16 protein-coding genes are annotated in these 24,993 nt (G+C 74.6%); 12 read left to right on the forward strand and 4 right to left on the reverse strand.

Annotation, left to right across the window (positions count from 1 at the left end; all coding sequences use genetic code 11):
• Positions 1-5: 5 nt before the first annotated feature.
• From lanKC to IF45_RS33400, 3 genes are all read right to left on the reverse strand, one after another.
• Positions 6-2,597 carry a class III lanthionine synthetase LanKC gene (lanKC, locus tag IF45_RS0119635; RefSeq protein ID WP_030308636.1) on the reverse strand — a complete coding sequence of 864 codons (2,592 nt, stop codon included), beginning with the start codon at positions 2,595-2,597 and terminating at the stop codon, positions 6-8.
• Positions 2,598-2,636: 39 nt separating this feature from the next.
• The gene (locus tag IF45_RS0119640; protein ID WP_030308638.1) at positions 2,637-3,980 is read right to left on the reverse strand and encodes an MFS transporter; all 1,344 of its coding nucleotides are present in this window, start codon (positions 3,978-3,980) and stop codon (positions 2,637-2,639) included.
• 174 nt (positions 3,981-4,154) lie between these two features.
• Positions 4,155-4,322 carry a hypothetical protein gene (locus IF45_RS33400; protein ID WP_010639223.1) on the reverse strand — a complete coding sequence of 56 codons (168 nt, stop codon included), beginning with the start codon at positions 4,320-4,322 and terminating at the stop codon, positions 4,155-4,157.
• A 368-nt stretch (positions 4,323-4,690) separates the two neighbouring features.
• Between IF45_RS33400 and IF45_RS0119650 the strand changes: the two genes are divergently transcribed.
• The 6 genes from IF45_RS0119650 (at position 4,691) to IF45_RS0119675 (ending at position 11,410) form a co-directional block, all read left to right on the forward strand.
• The gene (locus IF45_RS0119650; protein ID WP_003946478.1) at positions 4,691-5,788 is read left to right on the forward strand and encodes a radical SAM protein; all 1,098 of its coding nucleotides are present in this window, start codon (positions 4,691-4,693) and stop codon (positions 5,786-5,788) included.
• Positions 5,785-6,519 carry an iron-containing redox enzyme family protein gene (locus IF45_RS0119655; protein ID WP_015508341.1) on the forward strand — a complete coding sequence of 245 codons (735 nt, stop codon included), beginning with the start codon at positions 5,785-5,787 and terminating at the stop codon, positions 6,517-6,519. Before IF45_RS0119650 ends, IF45_RS0119655 begins: the two co-directional genes overlap by 4 nt.
• Positions 6,516-6,722 carry an aroma-sacti cluster domain-containing protein gene (locus IF45_RS0119660; RefSeq protein WP_010639217.1) on the forward strand — a complete coding sequence of 69 codons (207 nt, stop codon included), beginning with the start codon at positions 6,516-6,518 and terminating at the stop codon, positions 6,720-6,722. Before IF45_RS0119655 ends, IF45_RS0119660 begins: the two co-directional genes overlap by 4 nt.
• Before the next feature lie 91 nt (positions 6,723-6,813).
• The gene (locus IF45_RS0119665; protein WP_030308640.1) at positions 6,814-9,960 is read left to right on the forward strand and encodes an adenylate/guanylate cyclase domain-containing protein; all 3,147 of its coding nucleotides are present in this window, start codon (positions 6,814-6,816) and stop codon (positions 9,958-9,960) included.
• 3 nt (positions 9,961-9,963) lie between these two features.
• Positions 9,964-10,839 (forward strand): S8 family peptidase, encoded by an 876-nt coding sequence (locus tag IF45_RS0119670; RefSeq protein WP_030308642.1) that lies wholly within the window; start codon positions 9,964-9,966, stop codon positions 10,837-10,839.
• A complete protein-coding gene (locus IF45_RS0119675) occupies positions 10,823-11,410 on the forward strand; it encodes a GAF domain-containing protein (RefSeq protein WP_003946473.1) in 588 nt (195 codons plus the stop codon). Before IF45_RS0119670 ends, IF45_RS0119675 begins: the two co-directional genes overlap by 17 nt.
• Positions 11,411-11,520: 110 nt before the next feature.
• On the opposite strand, the gene IF45_RS0119680 is transcribed toward IF45_RS0119675, so the two are convergent.
• Positions 11,521-12,015, reverse strand: coding sequence for a hypothetical protein (locus IF45_RS0119680; protein WP_030308645.1), 495 nt, complete (start codon positions 12,013-12,015; stop codon positions 11,521-11,523).
• 209 nt (positions 12,016-12,224) lie between these two features.
• Between IF45_RS0119680 and IF45_RS0119685 the strand changes: the two genes are divergently transcribed.
• From IF45_RS0119685 to IF45_RS31940, 6 genes are all read left to right on the forward strand, one after another.
• Complete coding sequence (locus IF45_RS0119685; protein ID WP_030308646.1) at positions 12,225-12,974, forward strand: SDR family oxidoreductase; 750 nt, start codon at positions 12,225-12,227, stop codon at positions 12,972-12,974.
• A 94-nt stretch (positions 12,975-13,068) separates the two neighbouring features.
• The gene (locus IF45_RS0119690; RefSeq protein WP_030308648.1) at positions 13,069-13,383 is read left to right on the forward strand and encodes a nuclear transport factor 2 family protein; all 315 of its coding nucleotides are present in this window, start codon (positions 13,069-13,071) and stop codon (positions 13,381-13,383) included.
• Positions 13,384-13,483: 100 nt separating this feature from the next.
• Positions 13,484-14,359 (forward strand): LysR family transcriptional regulator, encoded by an 876-nt coding sequence (locus tag IF45_RS0119695; protein ID WP_030308650.1) that lies wholly within the window; start codon positions 13,484-13,486, stop codon positions 14,357-14,359.
• A gap of 541 nt (positions 14,360-14,900) precedes the next feature.
• The gene (locus IF45_RS0119700; RefSeq protein WP_003946468.1) at positions 14,901-16,142 is read left to right on the forward strand and encodes an NAD(P)/FAD-dependent oxidoreductase; all 1,242 of its coding nucleotides are present in this window, start codon (positions 14,901-14,903) and stop codon (positions 16,140-16,142) included.
• A 317-nt stretch (positions 16,143-16,459) separates the two neighbouring features.
• Positions 16,460-17,638 carry an aromatic ring-hydroxylating oxygenase subunit alpha gene (locus IF45_RS0119705; protein ID WP_237548188.1) on the forward strand — a complete coding sequence of 393 codons (1,179 nt, stop codon included), beginning with the start codon at positions 16,460-16,462 and terminating at the stop codon, positions 17,636-17,638.
• Between the two features lie 2 nt (positions 17,639-17,640).
• On the forward strand, positions 17,641-24,993 hold a 7,353-nt coding region (locus tag IF45_RS31940; RefSeq protein ID WP_051720714.1), incomplete at its 3' end, for an amino acid adenylation domain-containing protein.

Raw genomic sequence — 24,993 nt, forward strand, 5'->3', positions numbered from 1 at the left:
GCCCGTCACCCCAGGGTGAGCAGGGACAGGAGTGCCCTCGGTCCCGTGGGCGAGCCCGGGGTGCCGGGTGAGGCGGCCAGGGTGTGCAGGGCGAGCAGGAGGCCCGCCGAACCGGTCGCCAGGTCGGTGGAGAAGCGGCGCAGACCCGCGCCGGGCACCAGGAGACGGTCGTCCCTCTGGACGAGGTGCCAGGTCAGGTTGCGTACCGAGGCCAGGACGTCGGGCGCCGGTGCGGTGCGGGCCGGGCCGTCGGCGGGCGCCGTGTCCAGCGCGTGCGCGGTCGCCGTCAGTCCGGCGCGGCCGGTGAACAGGCCCGGCTCGCGGACGAACTCCAGGACGCACCCCTGGCGTACGCCGGGCAGCAGGCCCGACAGCAGGGGGTCCTCACGGTGGTCCAGATAGGCACGGGCCACCAGGGCGAAGCCGCCGCTGCCCTGGTCCAGGTAGAGCAGGTGGCGGCGGCCGTCCTTGACCTGGACCGAGCCGCCCGGCATCCGTACGCAGTGCGCGGCCTCCCGGTGCAGGATGTCCCGCGCGGAGTCCAGCAGGTGGCGCTCACCCGTCAGTTCGTACAGCTCCAGGTGGAGGAGGGCGGCGCCGGAGAGGCCGCGCAGCAGGCCGGCGGAGGGCGGGGCGGTCAGCCCCGGCACCGTCTCGCCCCGCGCCAGTCGCGCCAGGTCGCTCGCGGTGCGGAAGACCTCGGGCGGCGGGCAGGCGCCCGGCCCCCCGGTCGCCCGCGTGACCCGCAGTGCCGCCAGGGCCCGTCCCGCGCGGCCCGTGGCCAGGTCCGCGCCCGGCGGCGGGGGCCCGGCCGAGGTCCGCTCCAGCAGCTCCACCGCCGCGTCGCCCTCCCCGAGCGCCGCGAGGACCGCCGCCGCACCGGGCAGACCGTCGAGGAGTCCGCCCGCGCGCTCCGGCGGGCGGCGCAGGGAGGCGTCGGCGAGCCAGCGCACCCACTCGGGGGGCACCTCGGCGCCGGCGTGCCGCAGGGCGTGCAGCACCCCGGCCGCGCCGTGCGCCGCGCACACGCCGCCGCTGGCGAACCCGTCGGGCCCGCCCGGGAAGAGCCGGTCGAGGCGCTCGGGCGTGGCGGCGGCGTGGATCCCGGCCGTCAGCAGGGTGCGCAGCCGTCCCCAGTCCGGCTGCGTACCCGTCAGGAGCCCCGCCACCGGGTCGGTCCGGCCGGCGGCCGGGGTGAGAGCCGCCGGGCGCGGGGGTCCGGCGTCCGGGCCGAGCCGGTAGCGGTCGCGGGCCCAGCGCTCCAGCACCAGGGCCTTGCGGCGGTCGTGGCCCGCCATCTCGGTGAGCGGCATCAGCATGTGCAGCCAGGTCGACCACAGGGCGTACGCGTCGGCCTCCGCGCCCGCGGTGCCGGCCGGCGCCTGCATGCCGAAGGCGCCCGCGAACGGGCTCGGGTCGTCCAGCTCCGTCGCGTACTCGAAGTCGATGAGGACCAGGCGGCCGTCGGGGCGCAGCACGATGTTGGCGGGGTGCAGGTCGCCGAAGCGCAGGCCGCGGGCGTGGACGGCGGCCAGGGCCGAGGCCAGCCGGTCCGTCACCTCGTCCACCCAGGCTCGGTAGGCGGCGAGTTCGGCGTCGGAGCGCTCCCCGCGGACCAGGGCGTACCGGGCGACGATCTCCTCGAAGAGCGTGCGGCCCTCGACGTGCTCCTCGACCAGGAAGTGGTGCTCCCAGACGGTGCGCACCCCGTGCACCCGTGGCACGCACTCCAGTCCGGCCAGCCGCCGCAGGGCCCGGTGTTCGCGGTGCAGACGGGTGACCGCGTCGTCGCCCGCCGAGTCCAGGCCGCAGTGCGGGCGTGCCTCGCGCAGGACGACCCGCTCGCCGGACTCGCGGTGCCGGGCGAGGTAGATGCCGCCCGCGTTGGAGAACTGGAGGGCGCGCTCGACCACGTACGGGAAGCTGTCGTCCCGGGCCGCCGCGCGGGCCGCCAGGTGCGGGCCCAGCTCCGGCGGCACGGTCACCCACGGAGGCACCCGGAAGACCACGTCACGCTCGTCGGGGACCAGCCGCCCGTCCGGGGCGCGCAGCGCGGGGACCGTGCTGCCGTCCGCCGCCCGGCACCAGCGGTCGGTGAAGGAGCCGTACCGGACGTAGACGGGAGCGTCCCCGATCCGCAGGTCGCTGAGGATGTAGGGGCCGCGGCGGCCGTCGAGCGCCGCCGACAGCTCGGCCACCAGCCGCAGGAAGGCGGGCTCGTCCGGCGGGTAGACGGTGATGAACTTGCCGCTGCTGCCGCGCGCCATGTACTTGTCCGACATCAGCGCGAGCGCCTGGCGGCTGCGCAGGAATTTGACGGGCACCCCGTGGCGCAGGCAGATCCGCACAGTCTCCCGCAGCGTCGCGGCGGCCTCCTCGGGAACAGTGGAGACGTGGATCTTCCACCCCTGCTCGGTGACCGGCGCCCCCTCGGGCCGCAGCGAGGTCCACAGCCCGGAGCGCCCCTTGTCCCACCCGGGCAGCGCCGCCCGCCGGTCCAGCGCGAACCTGGTCCCCTCGTCGGGGAGCCGCGCGGGCGTCTCGTAGTACGTCGGGTCGGCGAGCGAGTAGAGCTGGTTCTGGTGGAGGCCGGGCACGGTCCGCCGCCTTTCTGCCGGGGAGGTGAGCGGGTCGGGTCAGTGCGGGGGAGCGGCGGCCGCGGGGTCCGCCCTGCCGCTCCCCGGGCCGTCCCCTCCGCCGGCCGGGGGCGCGTCCGGTCTCCCGGGCTTCTGCGCGTCCTCGGGGTCCCCGGCCGCCGTCTCGTACGCGGGGACCGCGCGGGCCGACGGGGCGAAGGTCACCACGGCGGCCGAGACCGCGAGCACCGCGCCGATCGCGGTGAAGGCACCGGCCGGGCCGAGGGCACCGAGCAGCGCGCCGCCCGCCAGCGGCCCGAACGGCTGCACCAGCGAGGAGAGGAACCCGGCCGAACTCTGCACCCGGCCCACCCGGTCGTCCGGGGTCACCACCAGCAGCGTCGAGAGGAAGCCGATGCTGGCGACCGTGGAGAGGAACATGCAGGCCATCACCAGCAACCCGGCCACCAGGGGCACCCGTACCACCGCCAGCGCGCCCGCCGTCGCCACGCAGAGCCAGCAGGTGGCGGGGACCAGCAGCGCGGTACGCCGCTCCGTCCGGAGCCGGGGTGCCAGCAGGGCCCCCGCGAGCGCGCCCGCCGAGGTGCAGGCCACGACCAGGCCGCCGCCCACTCCCGACCGGCCGCCGTCGGAGAAGACCGACAGGGCGGTGAAGCTCATCGCCCCGAAGCCGAAGTTCATCCCGAGACCGAAGACCAGCAGCACCGTCCGCAGGTAGGGCAGCTGCCAGAGGAAGGCCAGACCGGCCGTCAGCTCGCGGCGGCTGAAGGCGCGCCCGGGGCGGGCCGCCGGGCGTGAGCGGGTGCGGACCAGGGCGACGCACAGGGTGGAGAGCGCCAGACCGACCGCCTCCGCGAGGAACGGCAGCACGGGATGGACGCCGAACAGCGCCCCGCCGATCAGCGGGCCCACCAGCCGGGCGGTGGCGGTACGCGCCTGGAGCCGGGCCGTCGCCGTCCCCATCTGGTCCTTCGGCACGACGGCGCGCATCAGCCCGAACGCGGCGGGGCCGTAGAGACTGGTGATCACCGCGCCGGCCGCCGCGACCAGCAGGACCAGGGCGAGCGGGGCGTGCCCGTTCCACACCGCGACGACCAGCGCCGTCACCACGGTGAGGCTGCCGAGGTCGCAGAGCCGCATCAGCCGGCGCCGCTCCACCCGGTCCGCGACCACGCCGCCCGGCAACATCGTCACCAGCAGCGAGGCGATGGAGACCGTCCCGATGGCGCCCGCCTGCACGGCCGAACCGGTCTCGCGCAGGACGAGCAACGGCAGGGCGAGCGCCGTCATCTGGGTGCCGATCACGGCGAAGAGGCCGCTCAGCCAGAGCAGCCGGAAGTCTCGGTTGGCGCGCAGCGCGACCGCGCGCTCGGGCTCGGGCATGGGACGGCTCCCGTGGGGTCGGGTCAGGTCAGGAGGTGGCCGCGAGGGCGCACAGGGAACGCGGCAAAGGCCCCGGGGAGGGGCCATGACGTCCGGTGGGGCGGTCTCCGTGGGTACGGAGCCGCCCCTCCGGCCGGCCGGGCGCCACGCGGTGGCGGGCGCCCGGCCCGGACGTCACTTCTGGTTCTCGACCACGCTGAGGACGCTGATGCAGTTGCCGTCGGCGATGTGCTCCTGGTCCACCGAGGTGGTGCCCTGCAGGTCCAGGACCGACGCGCTGTGCGCCTCGACCTCGGGGGCCTCGACGGTCTCGGGGGTCTCCGGGCTGGTGTTCTCGGACATGGTGGTCTCCGTCCACTCGTGGGGTGTCGCGTCGGATGCGCCGGCGATCGGGAACCGCCTCACCGGCTTCGGCGTGCCGTCGGCCTGCCGATGACCAGAACGTTAGGAAGCCCGTCCCGGCTAACGCCTCGCCGCCGGTATGGCATCGCTTAACCCCCAGCCCGCGGGGGCTTCCCCCTCCCCGCCGGAACCCCGGACGCCTCCCCGGCCCGGCCTCCTCGCGCCCCGGGCCTGGGCCCATACCGTTCGCCAACCGCTTCCGGACCGTTCGCCAACCCCGGCGCGTGAAGCTCCTGCGGTACGGGTGACGCCCGCGCGGCCCGCCGTGCGGACCTGGCCCGCCGCGCGGGCGGCGGAAGGAGCGACGTATGCGACTCGCGGAGATCATCGGCCTGCGGCCCGAACCGGCGGCCGGCGTGCTCGTCACGCTCACCCGCCGCTGCCCGCTGAGCTGCGCCCACTGCTCCACCGGCTCGGGCCCGGACACCGACGAGCGGCCCGCCCCCGGCGACCTGCGGCGTCTCGTCGCCTCGTTCACCCCCCGGGACCGCCCGGACGTGATGATGCTGACCGGCGGCGAACCCCTGCTCATGCCCGGCCTGGTGCGCGAACTCGCCCTCTCGGCCAAGGAGAAGGGGACGCGCACCGCCGTCCTCAGCGGCATGTTCTTCGCCCGCGCCCGGAGCGTCCCGAGGGCCGTGCTGCGCGCCGCCGAAGCCGTCGACCACTTCTCCGCCAGCCTGGACCTCCACCACGAACGCGAAGTGCCCCGCGCGGCCGTCTTCGCCGCGCTGCGCGCCCTGAGCACCACCGGTACGCGCGTCAGCCTCCACCTGACGGGCACCGGACCCGACGACCCCTACCTGGCCGAGGCCACCGCCGCCGTCGAGCACGAGTTCGGCGGCACCCTGCCCGTCCTGGTCAACGAGATCAGGGCCTTCGGCCGCGCCGCGACCTGGGCCCGCCCGGCACGCGCCGTCGGCGGGGACGACGCGGCCGCCCCCGCGCCCTGCGCGATGGCCGCCTGGCCGGTGGTCGCCTTCGACGGGACCGTGCTGGCCTGCTGCAACCAGCACACCGTCGACCGCCGTCCCGTACCGCCGCACCTGCGCCTCGGCCACATCGCCGAGGACGGCTGGGGCACGGTCCGCGCCCGCGCCCTCGACTCACCCCTGCTGCGGGCGGTCCGCACCGTCGGCCCCCTCCACCTTGCGACAGGCCACGCCCCGGACGCGCCCCCGGCCGCCTCCTACTGCGACGCCTGCCGCGGGCTCTCCGCGCTTCCCGGTGCCGTCGCCGCCGCCGAACGGACCGCGTCCGGGGCGGCCGGCGCCCTCCTGGACCTCACCGTCGGCCGGGCCCGGCGCGCCCACGGCCCCACCGCTCTGGTCCGCGCCCACGGCTGCGCCCCGTACGCCGCCTGGGTGGAGCGGCCCGAGCCCGGCGAAGCGGAGGCCCTCCGGTGAACACCAGCTCGGCCTCGGGCCGCCTGCGGGCCATACTCTCGCTCGTCGAGGCGGGGCCGCACGGCGCCACCGCCGCCCTGTGGCGGGCCGACCGCCCACGGGAGCGCTACCTCGCCTACCTCGTGACGATGCACCAGGTGATCAGGGCCTCCGTGCCGCTGATGGAACGGGCCGCCGACCTCGCGGACCGGGCCGCACCGTGTGGCGCCGACCCGCTCGCCGCCCCCCTCGCCCGGTACCTGCGCGCCCACGTCCTGGAGGAGGCCGGCCACGACGCCTGGCTGCTGGAGGACCTGGCCGCCGCCGGGGTGGACACGCGGGCCGTGACCTTGGCCGTCCCCCCGCCCGACGTCGCCGCGCTCACCGGCGCCCAGTACTACTGGGCCGAGCACCACCACCCGCTGGCCCTCGTCGGCTACATCGCCGTCCTGGAGGGACACGCGCCCGCCGCTCGGCTCGGCGCCGCGCTGGCCCGGCGCACCCGCCTGCCCGAGGCGGCCTTCCGTACGGTCCAGGCCCACGCGCAACTCGACGCGGGCCACGTCGACGACGTGTACGCCCTGCTCGACTCCCTGCCGCTGACCGGACGGGACGAGGCGCTCCTCGCCGTCAGCGCCCTGCACACCGTGGACGCGCTCACCCGTATCTTCGTCCGGCTCGGGCGCCGCGCACCGGCCGCCGTGCCGCTGCGGGAGACCGGACGGCCCACACCGACGGGAGGTCCCGGATGACACCACCCCAGCGACCCGATCTGCTGACCCGGCTGCACGAGGCAGGGTTCGCGGTCGACCTGCTCACCGAGGAACAACGCGAGGTCCTGACCGGCCTGGAGCCGGACGAACTCGCCGTCCTGCTCGACATCAAGGGACGGCTCGACGCCGTCGGCCCGGAGGTGCAGGCGCACGGCGAGATCGCGGGCGGCGCCCTGTTCTGACGCCCGTCGGTCCCGGCCCGCACCCGTGGGCCGGGACCGGTGCGCCGACGCCGCCCGCCCGACACCGTCCTGCCAGGAAGGACCCCGAGAGATGACCTGCTCCGCGTGCCACCGGGCGCTCCCCGCGGACGCCCGGTTCTGCCCGGCCTGCGGGACGCCCGCCGCCCCCGGCGCCGAACGGCCCGTGCCGGCCGCCGCCCCCGTCCTGCCGCTGCCCGAGGACAAGCGCAAGCCGGTGACCGTGCTCTTCTGCGACATGGTCGGCTCCACCGCGCTCTCCGGCGCCCTCGACCCGGAGACGCTGCGCACCGTCACCCTGCGCTGGTTCGGGCTGATGAGCGCGGAGATCGAGGCGCGTGGCGGGACACCGGAGAAGTTCATCGGCGACGCCGTCATGGCGGTCTTCGGCGTCCCGCACGTCCACGAGGACGACGCCCGCCGGGCGCTCGCCGCCGCCCTCGGCATCCGCGAGGCGCTGGAACGCTTCAACGCCGAACTGGAGCAGAGCCTCGGCCTGCGCATCGGTATCCGGATCGGCGTCAACACCGGGCAGGTGGTGGCCGGTTCCGACGCCACCGCCCGGCAGGCGCTGGTCTCCGGCGAGACGGTCAACGTGGCCGCCCGGCTGGAGCAGAACGCCGGCCCGGGGGAGATCCTGATCGGCCCGCAGACGCTGAGCGCCGCCGGCCCCACCGTCTCCGTCGAGGAGGCCGGCCTCCTCGCCCTCAAGGGCAAGGCCGACCGCGTCCCCGCCTACCGGCTCCTCGCCCTCGGCGCCGACGACCCCGAACTGCTGCGCCGCTTCGACGTCGCCTTCGTCGGACGCCGCGCCGAACTCGCCCGCCTGGCCGAGGAGGCACAGGCCGCCCGCCTCGGCGCCCGGCTGCTCCACCTGGCGGGCGAGGCGGGCACCGGCAAGACCCGGCTGGTACGGGAGTGGCGCGGCCGCGCCGACGGCTCCGGCCGCCCCGTGCACGGCGCCGGACGCTGCCGCGACTACGGCGACCACGGCTCTCTCGCCCCCCTCGCCGAAGCGGTGCGCACGGTCCTCGCGGAGGCACCGCTGTCCGCCGACGGCCCCCAGGACGATGCCGCCCTCGGCGTCCTGGCCGCCGGACTGCTCGACGACGGCACGCCCAACGTCCCCCTGGAGGAGATGTGCGCGGCCCTCGCCGCGGTCCTCGCCCGCGCCGCCCGCACCTGCCGCCCGGTCCTCCTGCTCGACGACTGGCACTGGGCCCCGCCACTGCTGGTACGCGCCGTCGAACTCCTCCACTCCCGGCTCGCGAAGGCGCCGGTCCTGATCGTCTGCGTCGGCCGCCCCGGTGGCGCCGCCCCGCCCGCCGCCGCGATCCCGCTGCGCCTGGAAGGGCTGGACCGCGAGGAGTCGGCCCGCCTCGCCGCCGAGCTGACCGGGGCACCGGACGCTCCGGTCGCCGCCCGGCTGCTCGACCGGGCCGAGGGGAACCCGCTCTACCTGGAGCAACTCCTGCTGCCCGCCGACGACAGCACCCCGGCGCTCCCCGGCGACGAGCTGCCCCCGACCCTCCAGGCCCTCCTCGGCGCCCGGATAGGCGCCCTCAACCCGGCCGAACGCTTCGTCCTCGACATCGCCTGTGTCGTCGGCCGCGAGTTCGACCCCGTCGAACTGGCCCGCCTCGCGGCCACCGCCCCGGGCGCGACGGCCCCGCCGGACGGCGACGAGCCGCCTACCGTCCTGCCGGTGCTCCAGCGCCTGCGACGCCGCCGCCTGGTCGAACCGGTCGGCACCGGCCCTCGCGGCCCGTACCGCTTCGCCGGCGGCCTGGTCCAGGAGGTGGCGTACGCCTCGCTCTCCAAGCGGGCCAAGGCGGAACGCCACGAACAGGCGTCCCGGCTGCCGAGCGTCACCACGGCCGGGGACGCCGCCGTCGGCGGTCACCTGGAGCGCGCCTGCCGGCTCCGGGCCGCGCTCGGCCTCGTCGACGACCGGACCGCTCTGCTGCGCGCCCGGGCCGCCACCGTACTCGGCAGGGCCGGAGCCCAGGCCGTGGCCCGCTCCGACCTCACCTGGGCCGACAGCCTGCTCGGCCGCTCCGTCGAACTGGCCGAGCCCGACGCGCTCGGCGCGGTCACGGCCCTGCGCCGCCTCGGCGAGGTACGCGTCGCGCTCGGCCGGACCGAGGAGGGCGCCGCCCTGCTGCGCCGGGTGATGACGGAGGGCGCGGCCCCGGTCGAGGCCGCCCACGCCCGCCTCGCCCTCGCCGTCCAGGACCCCGGGGCCGCGCTCGCCTCGGTCGCCCGTGCCGTGCTGCCCGTCTTCGAGGCGGCCGGTGACCGGGTCGGCCAGGCTCGCGCCCGCCTCCGCCTCGGACAGCAGCGCCAGTCCACCGGACGCCACGAGGAGGCCGACCGCGAACTGGTCCGTGCCCTGGACCAGGCGGTCGCCGCGGGCGCGGAGCCCGAGCGGGCGGCGGCTCTGGGAGCCGTCGGCGTGTCGTTGTGGCGCGGGCCCGAACCCGTCGCCGCCGCGATCCACCGCTGCCGGGCCCTGCTCACCGCCCACGGCGGTGGCCGGCCCACCGTCGGCGTCACCCTCAACTGCCCGCTCGCCGTCCTCCTTGCCCTCGACGACCGGCCGGGTGAGGCACACGCCGCCCTCGCCGAGGCGGCCCGGCTCGCCGCCGAGCTGGCCTACGCCGAGGCCGGTGTCTTCCTGCCGGTCTTCCGGGCCACCGTCACCGCCCTGGCCGGACGGCGCGCCGAGGCCCTGCGGCTGCTCGCCGACGCCGACGCCGAGGCGGAACGCCTGGGCGCGGGCGGGATGCGGGTCGCCATCGCGCTGGAGGCCGGACGGCTGCTGCTGGACGAGGGACGCGCCCGCGAGGCGGCCGAGCGCCTCCTGTCGGCCACCCGGGCCGACGCGCTCGCCCGCGCCGACACCGTCGACCTCGCCGGGCTGCGGGCCCGGCTGGCCGCCGCCGAGGGACGGGGCGAGGAGGCCCTGGCCGCCGCCGACGAGGCCGTGGCCACCGCCGCGCTCTCCGACTCGCCCCTGCTGCGGGCGACGGCCGCCCTCGACCGTGCCCGCGTCCTCGCCTCGCTCGGCGCCCCCGCCCGGGCCGACGCGGAGGCCCGCCGCGCCGAGGAGCACTTCAGCGACAAGGGCCACCTGCCCGGGGTACGGGCCGCCCGCACCCTGCCGGTCGGCCTCGTGGCGGTCCGGGCCCGTACGACCACGACCGAGAAGGCGAGTTGACCCATGGGGACGACCACCACCGGGGCACCGCCCGGTACCGCGTTGACCTGGAGCCTGCGCGGCCGGGGCCCCGACGACCTGCCTGTCGTCGCCGACCCCGCCGTGCCGGACGGCCCCGCCGAGGGGGCCGGGCGCGGCGTGCGGGTCTGCGTCGTCGACTCCGGCGTGGAGCGGGACCATCCGCTGGTCGGGCCGCTCGCCGGCTCCTGGGTGGTCGTCAAGGACGAGGCCACGGGCGAGGCGGAGGTGCTGCCCACCACCACCGGGGACACCTGCGGCCACGGCACCGCCTGCGCCGGCATCATCCGCCGCACCGCGCCGGAATGCGAGATCACCAGCGTCCGGGTGCTCGGCGAGCGGTTCTCCGGCACCGGGGACGTGCTCCTCGCCGGCTTGCGGTGGGCCGTCGACCAGGAATTCGACCTGATCAACCTCAGCCTGTCCACCACCCGCACGCGGTTCGCCCACCACCTGCACGAACTGGCCGACCGCGCCTACTTCGCCCGGACGGTGCTCGTCGCCTCCGCCCACAACACACCGGTGGAGAGCTTCCCCTGGCGGTTCGCCTCGGTGCTCTCCGTCGGCAGCCACCAGGAGGACGACCCCGTCCACCTCTACAACCCGTCCCCGCCGGTCGAGTTCTTCGCCCCCGGCCAGAACGTGACCGTGCCCTGGCTGGGCGGCGCCACCATCCGCACCACCGGCAACAGCTTCGCCACCCCGTACATCACCGGTCTCAGCGCGCGTCTCCTGTCGGCCCGTCCGAGGATGACGCCCTTCCAGCTCAAGAGCGCCCTCTATCTGTCCGCGGCCAACGTGACGCTCGCGCCGCGGCACCACCTTCCGGCAGGAGAGGCATCCGATGACTCCGAGAACTGAACCCTTCACCGCACCGGCCCCGCTCCCCGGCGGTGCCGGTGACGCCCGGCGCCGCGAACTCCTCCAGTCCGTGGTCGAGGTGGCGCGCGCCATCTTCGGCGCGGCGGCGGGCTCCGTCCTCCTTCTCGACGAGGAACGCGACGAACTCGTCTTCGCGGCCGTCTCCGGCGAGGGCGAGGAGTTCCTGGTCGGCCGCAGGTTCCCGGCGGGCAGCGGCATCGCCGGCTGGGTCGCCACCTCGGGCGAACCGGTCGTCGTCGACGACCTCACCGCCAGCCGTTCCTTCGACCGCTCGGTCGCCGAGTCCACCGAGTACGTGCCGGACGCCCTGATGGCCGCCCCCCTGGTCAGCGACGGCCGGGTGCTGGGGGTCCTGGAGGTCCTGGACCCGTCCCCCCAGGCCCGCTCCGGCCTCCCCGAACTCGACCTGCTGGCCCTTTTCGCGCGCCAGGCGGCCACGGCCCTGCGGGTGGTCTCTCCCGACCCCCCGGCAGCGCTTCCCCCGTCCCGCCGCGCGGACGCCCTGCGCCTCCTCGGCAGCCTGGAACAACTCCTGCGCGAATCGGCCTGACCTGCGCCCCGGCACGCCGGCCCCCGGCCCACCCGCCCGCTGAGGGTGACCATGGTGCCGGGGCCGAGCGCCCCTATGAAGAGGCGGGCAGAACAGAACGGGGCCGTGGGTCAGGCGGGAGCCGGAACCGGGCACTCGGCCCGGGAGGACAGGCGACGCAGCGCGGCTTCCGCCAGCAGGCCCACGGAGAGGACGGCCAGCAGGGGCTGCAGAGGGGCCCAGTAGCTCATGGCGCCCGAGGCGCCGAGCAGCACGAGGACGAGCTTGTTGCACACGGGGCAGCCGACGGCGAAGAAGGTGAGCAGACCGCCCACCGCGCCCATCCGGCTCCCGTCGCCGGCCGTGGACCGCTCGCGCCGCTGGGGCTGGCGCACGTACGTGCTCAACGTGACACCCGCCAGTACGGCGGTGACGGACAACGCCGGGTAGTTCCACCACTGGACGGGCACGGCCCTGCTGAACAGCGGAGTGGGCACCACGTCGGTGGGCACGCCGACCACGAGGACCGTGGCGAGGGCGCCGAGCGCCGCCACCGCCCACTGCCGGGCCCGCCAGGTGCGCAGCGCCGCACCGGCCAGGCGCGGGGAGCGCGGGGATGAGGACATGGGAGACGACTCCGTTCCGGGGGATTCGGGAACGGCGGCCAACCAGTCGGGGCAGCCGGAGCGGGCGAGAGGTCCGCCGGCCGGGGTATCGACGGCGTTTGTGGGGCGACCCGGAACTTCTGTTACCCGATGCCCGGAATGTCCGCCTAGTCTCGCCAGTAGTGAGTGATCGAACCGATCGCCGGCGAAGACGCGAAGGAGTGCGGAGCATGGCTGAGAACACGTTGCGGGACAAGGTCGCCGTCGTGGGCGGTGGCGAGAAGAACCTGGGCGGGCTGGTCAGCAGGACGTTCGCGGAGGCCGGGGCGAAGGTGGTCGTGCACTTCCACAGCTCCGAGAGCGAGGCCGAGCAGACGGTGAAGGCGATCGAGGAGGCCGGAGGGCAGGCCGTCTCCGTGCAGGGGGACCTGACGAAGGTCGCCGACGTGCGGCGCCTCTTCGACACGGCGGTGGACACCTACGGTGGCGCGGACATCGCGGTCAACACCACCGGGATGGTGCTGCGCAAGCCGATCCTGGAGACCACCGAGGAAGAGTACGACCGCATGTTCGGCATCAACGCCAAGGCGGCGTACTTCTTCATCCAGGAGGCCGGGCGCCGGCTGAACGACCACGGCAAGATCATCAGCCTGGGTACGTCCCTGCTGGCCGCCTTCACCGACGGCTACTCCACCTACGCCGGAGGCAAGGCGCCCCTGGAGCACTTCACCCGGGCGGCGGCCAAGGAGTTCGCGGAACGCGGGATCTCCGTGAACATGGTGGCTCCGGGGCCGATGGACACGCCGTTCTTCTACGGTCAGGAGACCCCGGAGCGGGTCGATTTCCACAAGTCGCAGGCGATGGGCAACCAGCTCACCCAGATCGAGGACATCGTCCCGGTGATCAGGTTCCTGGCCACCGAAGGCTGGTGGTTCACCGGCCAGACGATGTTCCCCAACGGCGGCTACACCACCCGCTGACCCCGTGCCGTTCCGGCGGGGCGTGCCGGCTCGGCCTCGGTACGACCGGGGCCCGTCGGCGTGGACGCCCTGCCGACCACCCCAGGAGGAACTGATGACCGTACAACCGAGTGATCCCGCCGTGGCCGCCTTCGTCGCGGCCGTCAACGCCGGCGACAAGGACGCCTTCCTCGCCGCGCTGGCCGATGACGCCACCATGTCCGACGACGGCACCGACCGTGACCTCTCCGCGTGGGCGGAGCGCGAGATCTTCTCCTCGAACGGCCGCATGGACGTCGAGGACGTCTCGGCCGACGGCATGACCCTGACGGCCACGTACACCAACGACACCTGGGGCAGCATGCGGACGCGGTGGGCCTTCACGGTCACCGACGGACGCGTCAGCCACTTCGAGACCGGCCAGGCCTGAGGGGGCCCGCCCGGCCCCTCGGCCTCGGGCGCGGCCGCCGTGGCTCTGTGTCACAGCGGCCGCGCCCCGACCGTCCACCACCGAGCCGAGAGGTGTGGAGATGCGCCTGGACCTGAACAAGCTCGACCACCTGATCGCCGTCGCCGAGGAAGGCAGCGTCACCCGCGCCGCCGCCCGGCTCCACCTGTCCCAGCAGGCCCTGTCGACCTCCATCCGGGTTCTCGAACGCGAGGTCGGAGTTCCGCTGCTGGAGCGCGGCACCGCGGGCGTCACCGTACTGCCCGCCGGAGCGGCCCTGATCGAGGACGCCCGCGTCCTCAACGGCATGGCCCGGGCCGCCCTGTGCCGCGCCCGGCAGACCGGACGGGGCGAGACCCGGACGCTCCGCATCGGCCACACCCCCGCCGTCACCGGCGACGAACTCGTCACCCTGCTCGCACCGGTGACCGACGCCCACCCCGACGTCACCCCCGAGATCCACCAGCGCTACCCCTCTGAGCTGACCGCCGCCCTCCTCGCCGGCGACCTCGACCTCGGGCTGTGCCGTGGAATGGCACCCGCCCACGGCCTGACCCGCACCACCCTCGGCCACCAGCGTCTGCACATCGCCGTCGCCTGCGACCACCCGCTGGCCGCCCGCACCTCCGTGGCGCTGCCCGAACTCGCGCAGGAGTCCTTCCTGGTCTGGGGTGACCCCGGCCGCTCCGGCTACACCGACCTCCTCGTCGACCACTGCCGGGACGCGGGTTTCGAGCCGGAGACCGCACGTACCCTCCGTCAGGGCACCCCTCCCGTCACGGCCGTCATCGGCACCCGCCACATCGCCTTCGTCACCACACCACCGGGCCCGGCGGCGGGCGGCAAAGCGTACGTCCTTCCCCTCGAACCACCCATTCACGCGCCCCTGCACGCCCTCTACCTCCCCCAGACCACCTGCCCCAGCCGCACCACCTTCCTCACCCATGTCAGGCTGTGAGCAGACCCCTCGAAAACTGAAAGGCCATCGGCCCGCCCACCTCGCGCCGGCCGGGGCGGCAGGGGAGTGCTGAAGCGCCGTCGCCCTGGCGGGTAATAGTTAATTCGAGGCGTGAAATGAGCGATTAATTACTCGGCTGACTTCACCTTAGTAGTTGGACATTGGCGGCGGCGGTCAGAAGCGGAATAGCGGCTTCTGCTTTACCTGTACTTTGCGTGACGCGTACGCGAATGGTCGGCGGATGTGGCTGAATCGCCTAGGCGAATGAGTGTGATCCAGATCACGTCATGTGGGGCGTGCGCCGGGGTCATATACTGCCGAAACGGTGCATAAGGCTGACGTTTAATTTCGTGCGGGTGGAGGAGTGCCCATGTTGGGCATCCCGTTGTCGCGGCAGCCGAATTACCTGCCCTCTGGCGACTATTGACCTTTAGTTGGAGATCCTCATAGCCTCCTCGCCAGTGCCGCGGTCCGTTGGCCGGGAAGTGCCGACGGAGCGGAGGGGCGGCCGTGTGGGCTCGATCCGATTCTTGGGGGACGCGTGTACGACGTCATTGTTGTGGGTGCCCGTTGCGCGGGATCGCCGGTAGGAATGCTCCTTGCCCGGCAGGGCCACCGGGTGCTCGTGGTGGACCGGTCCTCTTTTCCCAGCGACGCCGTCTCCACCCACTACATCCACCAGGCGGGACTTCTGAAACTCCGGGAGTGGGGGCTGCTCGACGAGATAGTCGCCGCCAAGACACCGGAACTGAAGAAGATGCACTACTCCTACCGGGGAATCCATCTCAACGGCTTCGCGGCCCCGGTCGACGGCCTCGACGCCGTGTACGCCCCCCGCCGCCGCGTCCTGGACGAGATCCTCGTCAACGCCGCCCGCAGGGCCGGCGCCGAGGTGCTCGAAAGCTTCACCGTCACCGACGTGGTGGCCGTCGAAGGGCAGGTCGTGGGCATCCGCGGGCGCGAGGGCGACGGACCCGAGCGGGAGTTCCGCGCCACCGTCGTCGTCGGTGCCGACGGCTTCCACTCCACCGTCGCCAAGAAGGTGGGGGCCGAGCTGTACAACGTGCGTCCCGCCGCCGGCTTCATCTACTACTCGTACTACAGCGGGCTCGACTGGGGACTGCATCACAAGGCCGGGCTCAACGAGCAGTGGTTCGGCACCTGGCCCACCAACGACGACCTGAGCATGCTGGCCGTCATCTGCTCCCGCGCCCAGCTCAAGGAGTTCCGCCAGGACGTGGAGAACCGCTTCCACGCCGTCTTCGACGACGTGGACCCGGACATGGGCGCGCAACTGCGTGACCAGGGCAGGCGCGAGGAGGACTTCAAACCCATGCGCTACCCCGACAACTACTACCGCCGCCCCTACGGTCCCGGGTGGGCCCTCGTGGGCGACGCCGGGTACCACAAGGACCCGTACACCGGCTGGGGCATGACCGACGCCTTCCTCCACGGCGAACTGCTCGCCGACCGCCTCCACCAGGGGCTCGCCGGTGAGCGGCCGATGGACGAGGCCCTCGCCGAGTACCACAAGGTGCGCGACGAGGAGAGCGCCGGCGTCTACGACTTCACCACCACCCTGGCCCCCCTCACCGAACTCCCGCCCTTCTTCCGCGTCACGATGGACGCGATGAGCAAGAGCCAGGAGTGGACCGACCGGATGCTCGGGCTGATCGGCGGCGTCGTGGAGGACCACGAGATCTACGCGCCGGACGCCCTGGAGCGCCTCTACGACGACGCGGGCGTCCCCCAGGACCAGCGGATCTACGACCCCGCCGGCTGACTGGTCCCGCACCTCCGGGCCCGGCGCTGTCGCGCGCCACGCGGACGCGTGGCGCGCGAGCCCCGACCGGCACCACCGCCCGCCCGGCCCCTTCGTCACGGAGCGGCACCCGTCCGCCGACACGCTCCGTCCGGGCCGCCCGCCGTACCGCCGCGCCCGCCTCCCCCTCGCCCCCGGCCCCGGACAGCCCTGCCCGGAGACGGCGAGCGCTCCGCACGGCCGCCACGCCGCGCGGGACGAGGGGAAGGCCGTCCGTCCCCGGCCGCGGCGGCCCCGCCACCCGCCTTCACGCACCTCACCCCGAGGGAGCCCAGCAGATGACGCGTGCGTCCAGCATGTTCCAGCTCATCAGTGAACAGGCCGAGCAGCGGCCGTACTTCGAGACCGGCGGCATCGGCCGGTCGCACGAGTTCTACACCGGTGAGGAGCAGCACCGGCGGGAGATGGCCCGCATCTACGGGCGCCGCTGGCTGCCCGTCGACCACGTCTCCCGGCTCAAGGAGAAGGGCTCCTACACCACCCTGAACATCGGCACCGGCTCGGTGCTGCTGCTCCACGGTGACAACGGCATCCAGGCGTACCAAAACTACTGCAGGCACCGTGGCTACAAGCTGGTGGAGGAGGCGGCGGGGAAGCGGCAGAGCCTCGTCTGCCTCTACCACTGCTGGGTGTACGACCGGAACGGCGCGCTCAAGAGCTACAACGGCACCTACTTCGACCACTTCTTCGAGAAGGAGAAGAACGGGCTGCTGCCCGTGCGTACCGAGATCCGGCACGGCGTCGTCTTCATCGCCTTCTCCGACGACGCACCCGACCTCGACGAGTCCCTCGGCGAGTTCGGCGAGTTCGCCCGCGTCTACGAACTCGCCGAACTGGAGTGTGTCCAGGCCAAGGACTACCCGGTCGCCTCCAACTGGAAGCTCGTCGCGCACAACGTCAACGAGAGCCTGCACTTCCCGACCGCCCACAAGGACCTGCACCGCATCACCGACTTCGACGACGCGGGCACCTATGACCTCAAGGGCGACCTCGTCGGTGCCTGGCAGTCCATCCGGGGCGGCTTCAACTCCGTCTCCATGACGGGACGCAGCGCTCGCGAACCGATGGCGCTGGTTCCCGAGGCCGACCGCCGGCGGATCAACTGGATCACCATCCTGCCCAACCTGCTCTTCGGCTTCACCGCCGACTACGTGATGATGCAGTGGGTCTGGCCGGAGAGCCCCGGCACCTGCGTCGTGCGGCACTTCTGGCTCTTCCACCCCTCGGAGACCGCCAAGGACGACTTCTCCCACGAGGCCGTGTTCGCCCTCTGGGACAAGGCGAACTACGAGGACTGGGAGATGTGCGAGCGCACCCACCGCGGTCTCTCCAACCCGCAGTGGGCCCCCGGCCAGCTCTCCCTGGACGAGGAGGTCGTCTCCCAGATCGACGCCTGGGTCGCCGCCGAGACCGCCGGACCGGACCACTCCGCCGAACCCGCGACGGCCGAGGGGTGACCATGCCGACCACCTGCTTCCTGATCGGCGGCACCCGGGTCCTCACCCGCTGCGCCGCCCAGCTGCTGGACGCCGGCGTCCGTGTCGAGGGCGTCTTCAGCGACGACCCGGCTGTCGCCGCCTTCGCCGCCGAGCACGGCATCGCCCTGCACGACCCGCACGGCGACCTCACCGCCACGCTGTCCCGGCAGCCCTTCGACTACCTGTTCAGCATGGTCAACTTCCGCATCCTGCGCGCCGAGGTGCTCGCGCTGCCCAGGATCGCCGCGATCAACTTCCACGACGGACCGCTGCCCCGCTACTCCGGCAGCCACGTTCCCGCCTGGGCGCTGTACGAGGGCGCCACCCGGCACGCCGCGACCTGGCACCGCATGGCCGAGGCCGTGGACGCCGGCAGCGTCCTGCTCGAACGGTGGTTCCCGGTCCGTGACCACTCCACCGCCCTCTCCCTGACGTACGAGACCGCCGAGACCGGCATCGAACTCTTCGGCGACCTCGTTCCGCACGTCGTCGCCAGAACCCTGCCCGAGCCGGTCGACACCGGCGACCGGGAGCGCCGCTTCTACCGCCGGTCCCACCGGCCGGCCTCCGGCGGAGTGATCCACGCCGGCACCACGGCCGCCGAGGCGGTACGGCTCTCCAAGGCCCTGGACTACGGCTCCTTCCCCAATCCGCTCGGCCTCCCGGCACTCCTCACCGAGCAGGGCGCCGTCCTCACCCGTCAGGTCCGGCTGCTGCCGCGCGACGAGGTGCGTACCGGCACCGTCGCCCTGGCCGTCACCACCTCCGCGATCACCCTCGCCGCGCCCGACGCCGACCTCGTCCTCAGCGACTTCCTCGCGGTCGACGGCTCCGCGCTGAGCGGCCAGGCCGCCGCCCAGCGGCTCGGCATCACCGAAGGCGCCCCGGTGCCCGGCGCGTCGGCCGAACGGCTGGAAGCCGTGGCCGCCGCCCAGAACTCCCTGCGGCCCCACGAGCCCTGGTGGCGCGGCCGTCTCGGCGCGCTGCGGCCGGCCCGGCTGACGGCCGACGACTTCACCGCCGCCACCGCCCACTACGGGCGCTACGAACTGGCGTACCTCCCCGCCTCCCGCCAGGAGACCGCCGACGTCGTGCGCGCCTTCCTCGGCGCGGTCGCCGAACGCACCGGCGAGCCCTGCTTCGACTTCGCCTGGTCGCCGTCGGCCGCGCGGCTGCGGGCCGAGCGCACCCACGGCCTCACCGCCGTCCGCTTCCCCGTCCGGTACGAGGCCGACGGCACCGCTTCCCTGCTGCGCAAGCTGGACGAGGCCGCGGCCCGGGAAGGGTACGCCGCCGACCTGGAGATCCGCCTGGGCCTCGCCGGGCGCCCGCTGGGCTCCGACGAACCCTCGTTCACCCAGGTCATGGTGGTGGAACGGGAGGACGGCGAAGAGGCGTCCGCCGAACCGCACACCGAGGTCGCGCTGCTCTGCGTCGAGACCGGGCCCCCGACGGTGTTCGTGCGGGAGACCGCGATGAGCCGCGAAGAGGCGCTGGCCTTCACCGAGCGGATCGAGGACCTCGCCCTGTCCGCCCTCTTCCACGGTGAGGAGCGCGCGGAGACCGCCACCGAGCCCCCCACGGTCACCGAGGCGCCCGCCGAGCAGGAGGCACCGGCCGACCGCCCCGAGGCCCCGGCACCCGAGGCGTCCGGCCCGACCGTCCTCGACCTGATCGCCACCGCCGTCGCCGCCCGGCCGGAGGCCGTGGCCGTCCGCTGCGGCGACCGCACCCTCGACTACGCCGCCCTCGACGCGTGGGCCGACGCCGTCGCCGCCCACCTCCATGACCAGGGTGTCGAGGAAGGCTCCGTCGTGGGCGTCCTCCTGGAGCGGGGGACGCACCTGCTGCCCGCCCTCCTCGGCGTGCTGCGGGCCGGTGCGGCCTTCCTGCCGCTGGACCCCGGCTACCCGGCCGAGCGGCTGCGCCGGTACACCGAGGTGGCGCGGGCCGACCTGATCCTCACCGACGCCCGCACCCACGCGCTCGGCGCCTCGCTCGGCCCGGCCCTGCCCGTCCCGGAGGCGGACGGATCGGCCCTGGCCGTACCCGCCCGCGTGGGTCCCGGCGACCTGGCCTACGTCCTGTTCACCAGCGGGTCGACCGGCGACCCCAAGGGCGTCGAGGTCGGACACGGCGCCCTCGCCAACTTCCTCACCGGGATCGGCGAGCGTCTGGCCGTGACCGCCGAGGACCGGGTCCTCGCCCACACCACGGTGGCCTTCGACATCTCCCTGCTGGAACTGCTCCTGCCGCCGACGAAGGGCGCCACCGTCGTCCTGGCCGGCCGCGATGCCGCCCGCGACCCGGGCCGCCTCGCCGAGCTGACCGGCGAGGCCACCATCGCCCAGGCGACCCCCAGCATGTGGCGGCTGCTGCTGGAGACCGGCTGGCGGCCCCCGGCCGGCCTCACCGTCCTCTCCGGCGGCGAGGCACTGCCCGTCAGCGTCGCCGAGCCGCTGCACGCCACCGCGCGCTCCCTGTGGAACCTCTACGGGCCCACCGAGGCGACCGTCTGGGCCTCCAGCCACCGCGTCACCTCGGTCGGCTCCTTCCTGCCCCTCGGCGAGCCCCTGCCCCGTCTGGACCTGCACGTCCTCGACGAGGAACTCGCACCCTGCGCCCCCGGCACGACCGGAGCCCTGTACATCTCCGGCGCCGGCCTCGCCCGCGGCTACGCCCACCGCGCCGACCTCACCGCGGACGCCTTCCTCACTCACCCGGCCACCGGCGTCCGCCTGTACCGCACCGGGGACGAGGTACGGCTCCACGCCGACGGCGCCCTCGAATGGCTCGGCCGGACCGACGCCCAGCTGAAGGTGCGCGCCCACCGCGTCGAACCCGCCGAGATCGAAGGGGTGCTGGAGCGGTTCCCCGGCGTCGGCGCCGCCGTGGTCACCGCGGCCCGCTTCGAGGGACGCGGCGAACCCCGCCTCACCGCCTACCTGGTCGGCGCGGAGACGGCGACCAGGTCCGAGCTCGACGCGTGGGCGCGCGGCTCGCTGCCCGACCACATGGTCCCCGACGCCTACGTCCGCCTCGACGCGCTGCCGCTGACCGGCAACGGCAAGACCGCCCGCTCCCTGCTGCCCGAGCCGACCCGCGACACCATCATCCGCACGGACGAGGCACCGTCGCCCGCCACGCCCGCCACGCCCGCCACGCCCGCCACGCCCGCCACGCCCGCCACGCCCGCCACCGCCGACAGCGCCCCGGCCGACGGCACGACCCTGTCCGGACTCACCGGGACGGTCGCCACCGCCTTCGCCGCCACCCTGGGCACCGACGACTTCGCGACGGACGCCAACTTCTTCGACCTCGGCGGTGACTCGGCCAACGTCACCCTCGCCGCCGCCCGCCTGAGTGAGAGCCTGGGCACGCCGGTCAGCACCACGTCGATCTTCGCCACCGGCACACCGGCCGCCTTGGCCCGGCTGCTCGCCGCCGAGGGCACCGTGAAGATCTCCGAGCCCGAGACCGAACCCGAGCCCGATACCGCGCAGGCGCAGCCGGCCGCCGTCCCGACGGCCACGGACGCGGCGCGGGAGCCGGACCGCCCGGCCCCCGCCTCCGCGCAGGTGACCGGCCGGACGCGGAACAGCGCGCGGCCGCCCGCCGGGGACGCCCTGGCCGTCATCGGCATGGCCTGCCGCTTCCCCGGCGCCGCCACCCCCGACGAGTTCTGGCGCAACCTCCTCGACGGCGTCTCCAGCATCGACGAGGCACCGGCGGACAGACGCGGCTGGGCCCACCTCTGGTCGGAGTCCGACGAGGCCCGCATGGGGTGGCTCGACGGAGTGGAACGCTTCGACGCGGCCCGCTTCGGCCTGACCGACCGCGAGGCGCGCCGTACCGACCCCCTCCAGCGGCTCCTGCTCAGCGTCACGGCCGAGGCCCTGGAGGGCAGCGGCCACGATCACCACTCGCTCGGGGCCGGCACCGGTGTCTTCATCGGCACCATCGCCAGCGACTTCCCGGAGCTGGTGGCCCGCAGCACCGGCCACGCCGACCCGCACGCCGCCACCGGTACCGCCCTGTCCATGGTCGCCAACCGGTTGTCCTACGTCTTCGACTGGTCGGGCCCGAGCCTCGCCGTCGACACGGCCTGCTCCTCCTCCCTGGTCGCCCTGCACCAGGCGGCCGTCCACCTGCGGGCGGGAGACGTGGACGCGGCGGTGGTCGGCGCCGCCAACCTGATCCTGACGCCCGACAAGACACGCTCCTTCGCCCGGGGCGGCATGCTCTCGCCCCAGGGCGCCTGCCGCACCTTCGACGAGGCGGCCGACGGGTACGTCCGCGGCGAGGGCTGCGGCGTCGTCGTCCTCAAGCGGCTCGCCGACGCCGAACGCGACGGGGACCCGGTGCTCGCCGTGGTGCGCGGCACCGCCGTCAACCACACCGGCGGCAGCGCCGGCTTCCTCACCGCGCCCAGCCGACCGGCCCAGGAAGCGGTCCTGCGCAAGGCGCTGTCCGCCGCCGGGGTCGGCGAGGGCGGCATCGGGTACGTGGAGGCGCACGGCACCGGCACCCAGCTCGGCGACCTCATCGAACTGGAGGCGCTCCACACCGTCCTCGGCGGGTCGGCGGCGGGACCGGTCGCCGTCGGATCGGTGAAGACCAACATCGGCCACCTGGAACCCGCCGCAGGCGTCGCGGGACTCATCAAGACCGTCCTGGCCCTCCAGGCCGGCACCATCCCGCCGTCCCTCAACTTCCGCACACCCAACAAGGCGTTCGACTTCGACAGCTCACCCCTGTTCGTCGCCGACCGGGCGGTGCCCTGGGAGGGCCCGCGCGTCGCCGGCGTCAGCAGCTTCGGCTTCGGCGGCGCCAACGCGCACGTCGTGGTCGAGGCCGCCCCCGACACGACGGCGGCGGACGGCGACGGGCCCCGCCTGCTGGCCCTGTCGGCCCACTCGCCCGAAGCGCTGCGCACGCTGGCGCGGCGGCTCCTGCTGATGCTGGACTCCGCCTACTGCCCGTCCCTGGGCGCCCTGAGCGAGTCGAGTCTGCGCCGCCCCGCCGCCCCGCACCGCCTCGCCTGCGTCGTGGACAGCGCCGAACAACTGGAGGACAAGCTGCGGCTCTTCCTGGCCGGGGTGAGCCGGGCGAGATCCCTCCACACCGGCGCGGCCACCGGGAACGAGGGGCTGCCGGAGGTGCAGGTGGCCCCCGGGGCGCCCCGCGAGCGGCTGGACGCCGCGGCCCGCCAGTTCGCCGCCGGCGCACCGCTCACGGCGCCACCCGGCCGCGCACCCGTGCGCTTCCCGACGGCACCGCACGAGGAGCGCCACCTCTGGCTGGAGCCCGCCGAGGCACCCCCCGCCCGTTCCGACGCGCCCGCCGGTCCCGCCGTACGGTCGTGGAGCGAACAGCCCGAGGCCGCCGAACACCTGGTCCTCGGCACGCCGACCCTTCCCGGCGCCGCCTACCCCGGCCGGATCGCCCAGCTCCTCGGCCAGGACCGGTTCGGCCTGCGCGACCTCACCTTCCGGGCACCCGTCGAGGGCGACGCCCGGGTGACGGCCGAGCACGACGGCACCACCGTCCGCTTCAACGACGCCTCGGGCGCCCTGGTCTGCGACGGCCGCGTGACCGCCCCCGAGCCTGCGGCACTCACCGTGATGGACGCCTCCGGCGCCGCCCGCACCCCCGTCGACCTCGACGCCATGTACGAGGCTTTCGCCCGCCGGGGACTGCGGTACGGCCCCGGCTTCCGCACCGTCACCGCGCTGTCCACCGGGCCCGGTGTCGCCACCGGCGACCTGCGCTCCAGAGGCCCGGCGACCGGGCCCCTGGACGCCCGGCTGATCGACGGCGCGTTCCAGGTCGCCCTCGCCGCGTGCGGAGCGGACGGGCTCTACGTCCCCTTCACCGTGGAGCGGCTCACGGTCCTCGGGCCTCTCCCCGCCGCCGTCCGCGTCCACGCCCGCCGTGACCGCGACACGCCGCCCGGCTCCGGTCTGCTCACCGGCAGCCTCGTCGTCCTCGACGGCGCGACCCCGGTCCTGGAGGCACACGGGGTCACCTGGAAGCGGCTCTCCTCGCCGCCCTCCGGCCCGGTCACGCCCCCGGCCCCGGAACGCGACGCAGCCCACCCCGCCCCGCCGGAGAGGTCCCACCCGGTCCCGCCGGGCGCGGCCCGTCCCGCCGCCGCCCCGGCCGGGCGCCTCAACGGGCACCGCCCGGCCCAGGCCCGCACCGCCGGGGAAGACCTCGACTCCGTGCTGACCCGCTGGGTGGCCGAGGCACTGGAGCTGGAGTCCGACGCCGTGGAGGCGGACCGTCCGCTCCAGGAGCAGGGCCTCGACTCCCTGCTCGCCGTTTCGCTCGCCCAGGACATCAAGGCCCGGCTCGCCGTCGACATCCCCGTCACCCTCGTCCTGGAGGTGGGCACGGTCGAGCGGCTCGCCGCCGAACTGCGCGACGCCTACGGCGTGACCTCCGTCCCCTCCGACCGGGCACCCGGCCCCGCCGACACCGGGCCGCCGCCCGAGCCGCCACAGCCCGGAACATCCCCCGCCACGCCCGGCCCGGACAGTCCGCGCACCGGCGAGCGGCGTCCCGCAAGCCGCCCCGAGGACATCGAGGACGACCGGCACGACATCGCCATCATCGGCATGGACGGCGTCTTCCCCAACGCCCGCAGCACCGACGAACTCTGGCACGTCCTCATGGCGGGCGAGGACTGCCTGCGCGAGGTGCCCGAGGAGCGCTGGGACCTGGAGGCGTACTACGGCACGGAGGGCCGGCCGGGCACCGTCTACCTGCGGAAGGCCGGGTTCGTCGACGGGCTCACCGATTTCGACGCCGGATTCTTCCGCCTCTCGCCGGCCGAGGCGCAGTGGATCGACCCGCAGCAGCGCCACCTCGCCCAGTCCGCCTGGCGGGCGCTGGAGGACGCGGGCCTCGCCGGCCGTGTCCCCGCTTCCACCGGCGTGTTCGTGGGCGCCAGCTACCAGCACTACCGGGACATGGTCGTCGGCGACGTCGTCGAGACACCGGCCGGACTGGGCAACCACAACGCGATCCTCGCCAACCGGCTCAGCTACTTCCTGGATCTGCGGGGTCCGAGCATGACGGTGGACACGTTGTGCTCGTCGTCGTTGGTGGCGTTGCACCAGGCGGTGCGGTCCATTCGCGCCGGGGAGTGCGAGCAGGCCGTCGTCGCCGGCGTCCACATGGGGATGTCCCCCCAGTACTTCCAGCTCGGCTCACGGCTCCGCTCGTTCTCCCCCTCGGGTGTGGTGCGGGCGTTCGATGCGGGTGCGGATGGGTTTGTGCCGGGGGAGGGGGTGGTGTCGGTGGTGGTGAAGTCGTTGGGTGCGGCGTTG

The organism is Streptomyces albidoflavus, assembly GCF_000719955.1.
Lineage (GTDB): Bacteria > Actinomycetota > Actinomycetes > Streptomycetales > Streptomycetaceae > Streptomyces > Streptomyces albidoflavus.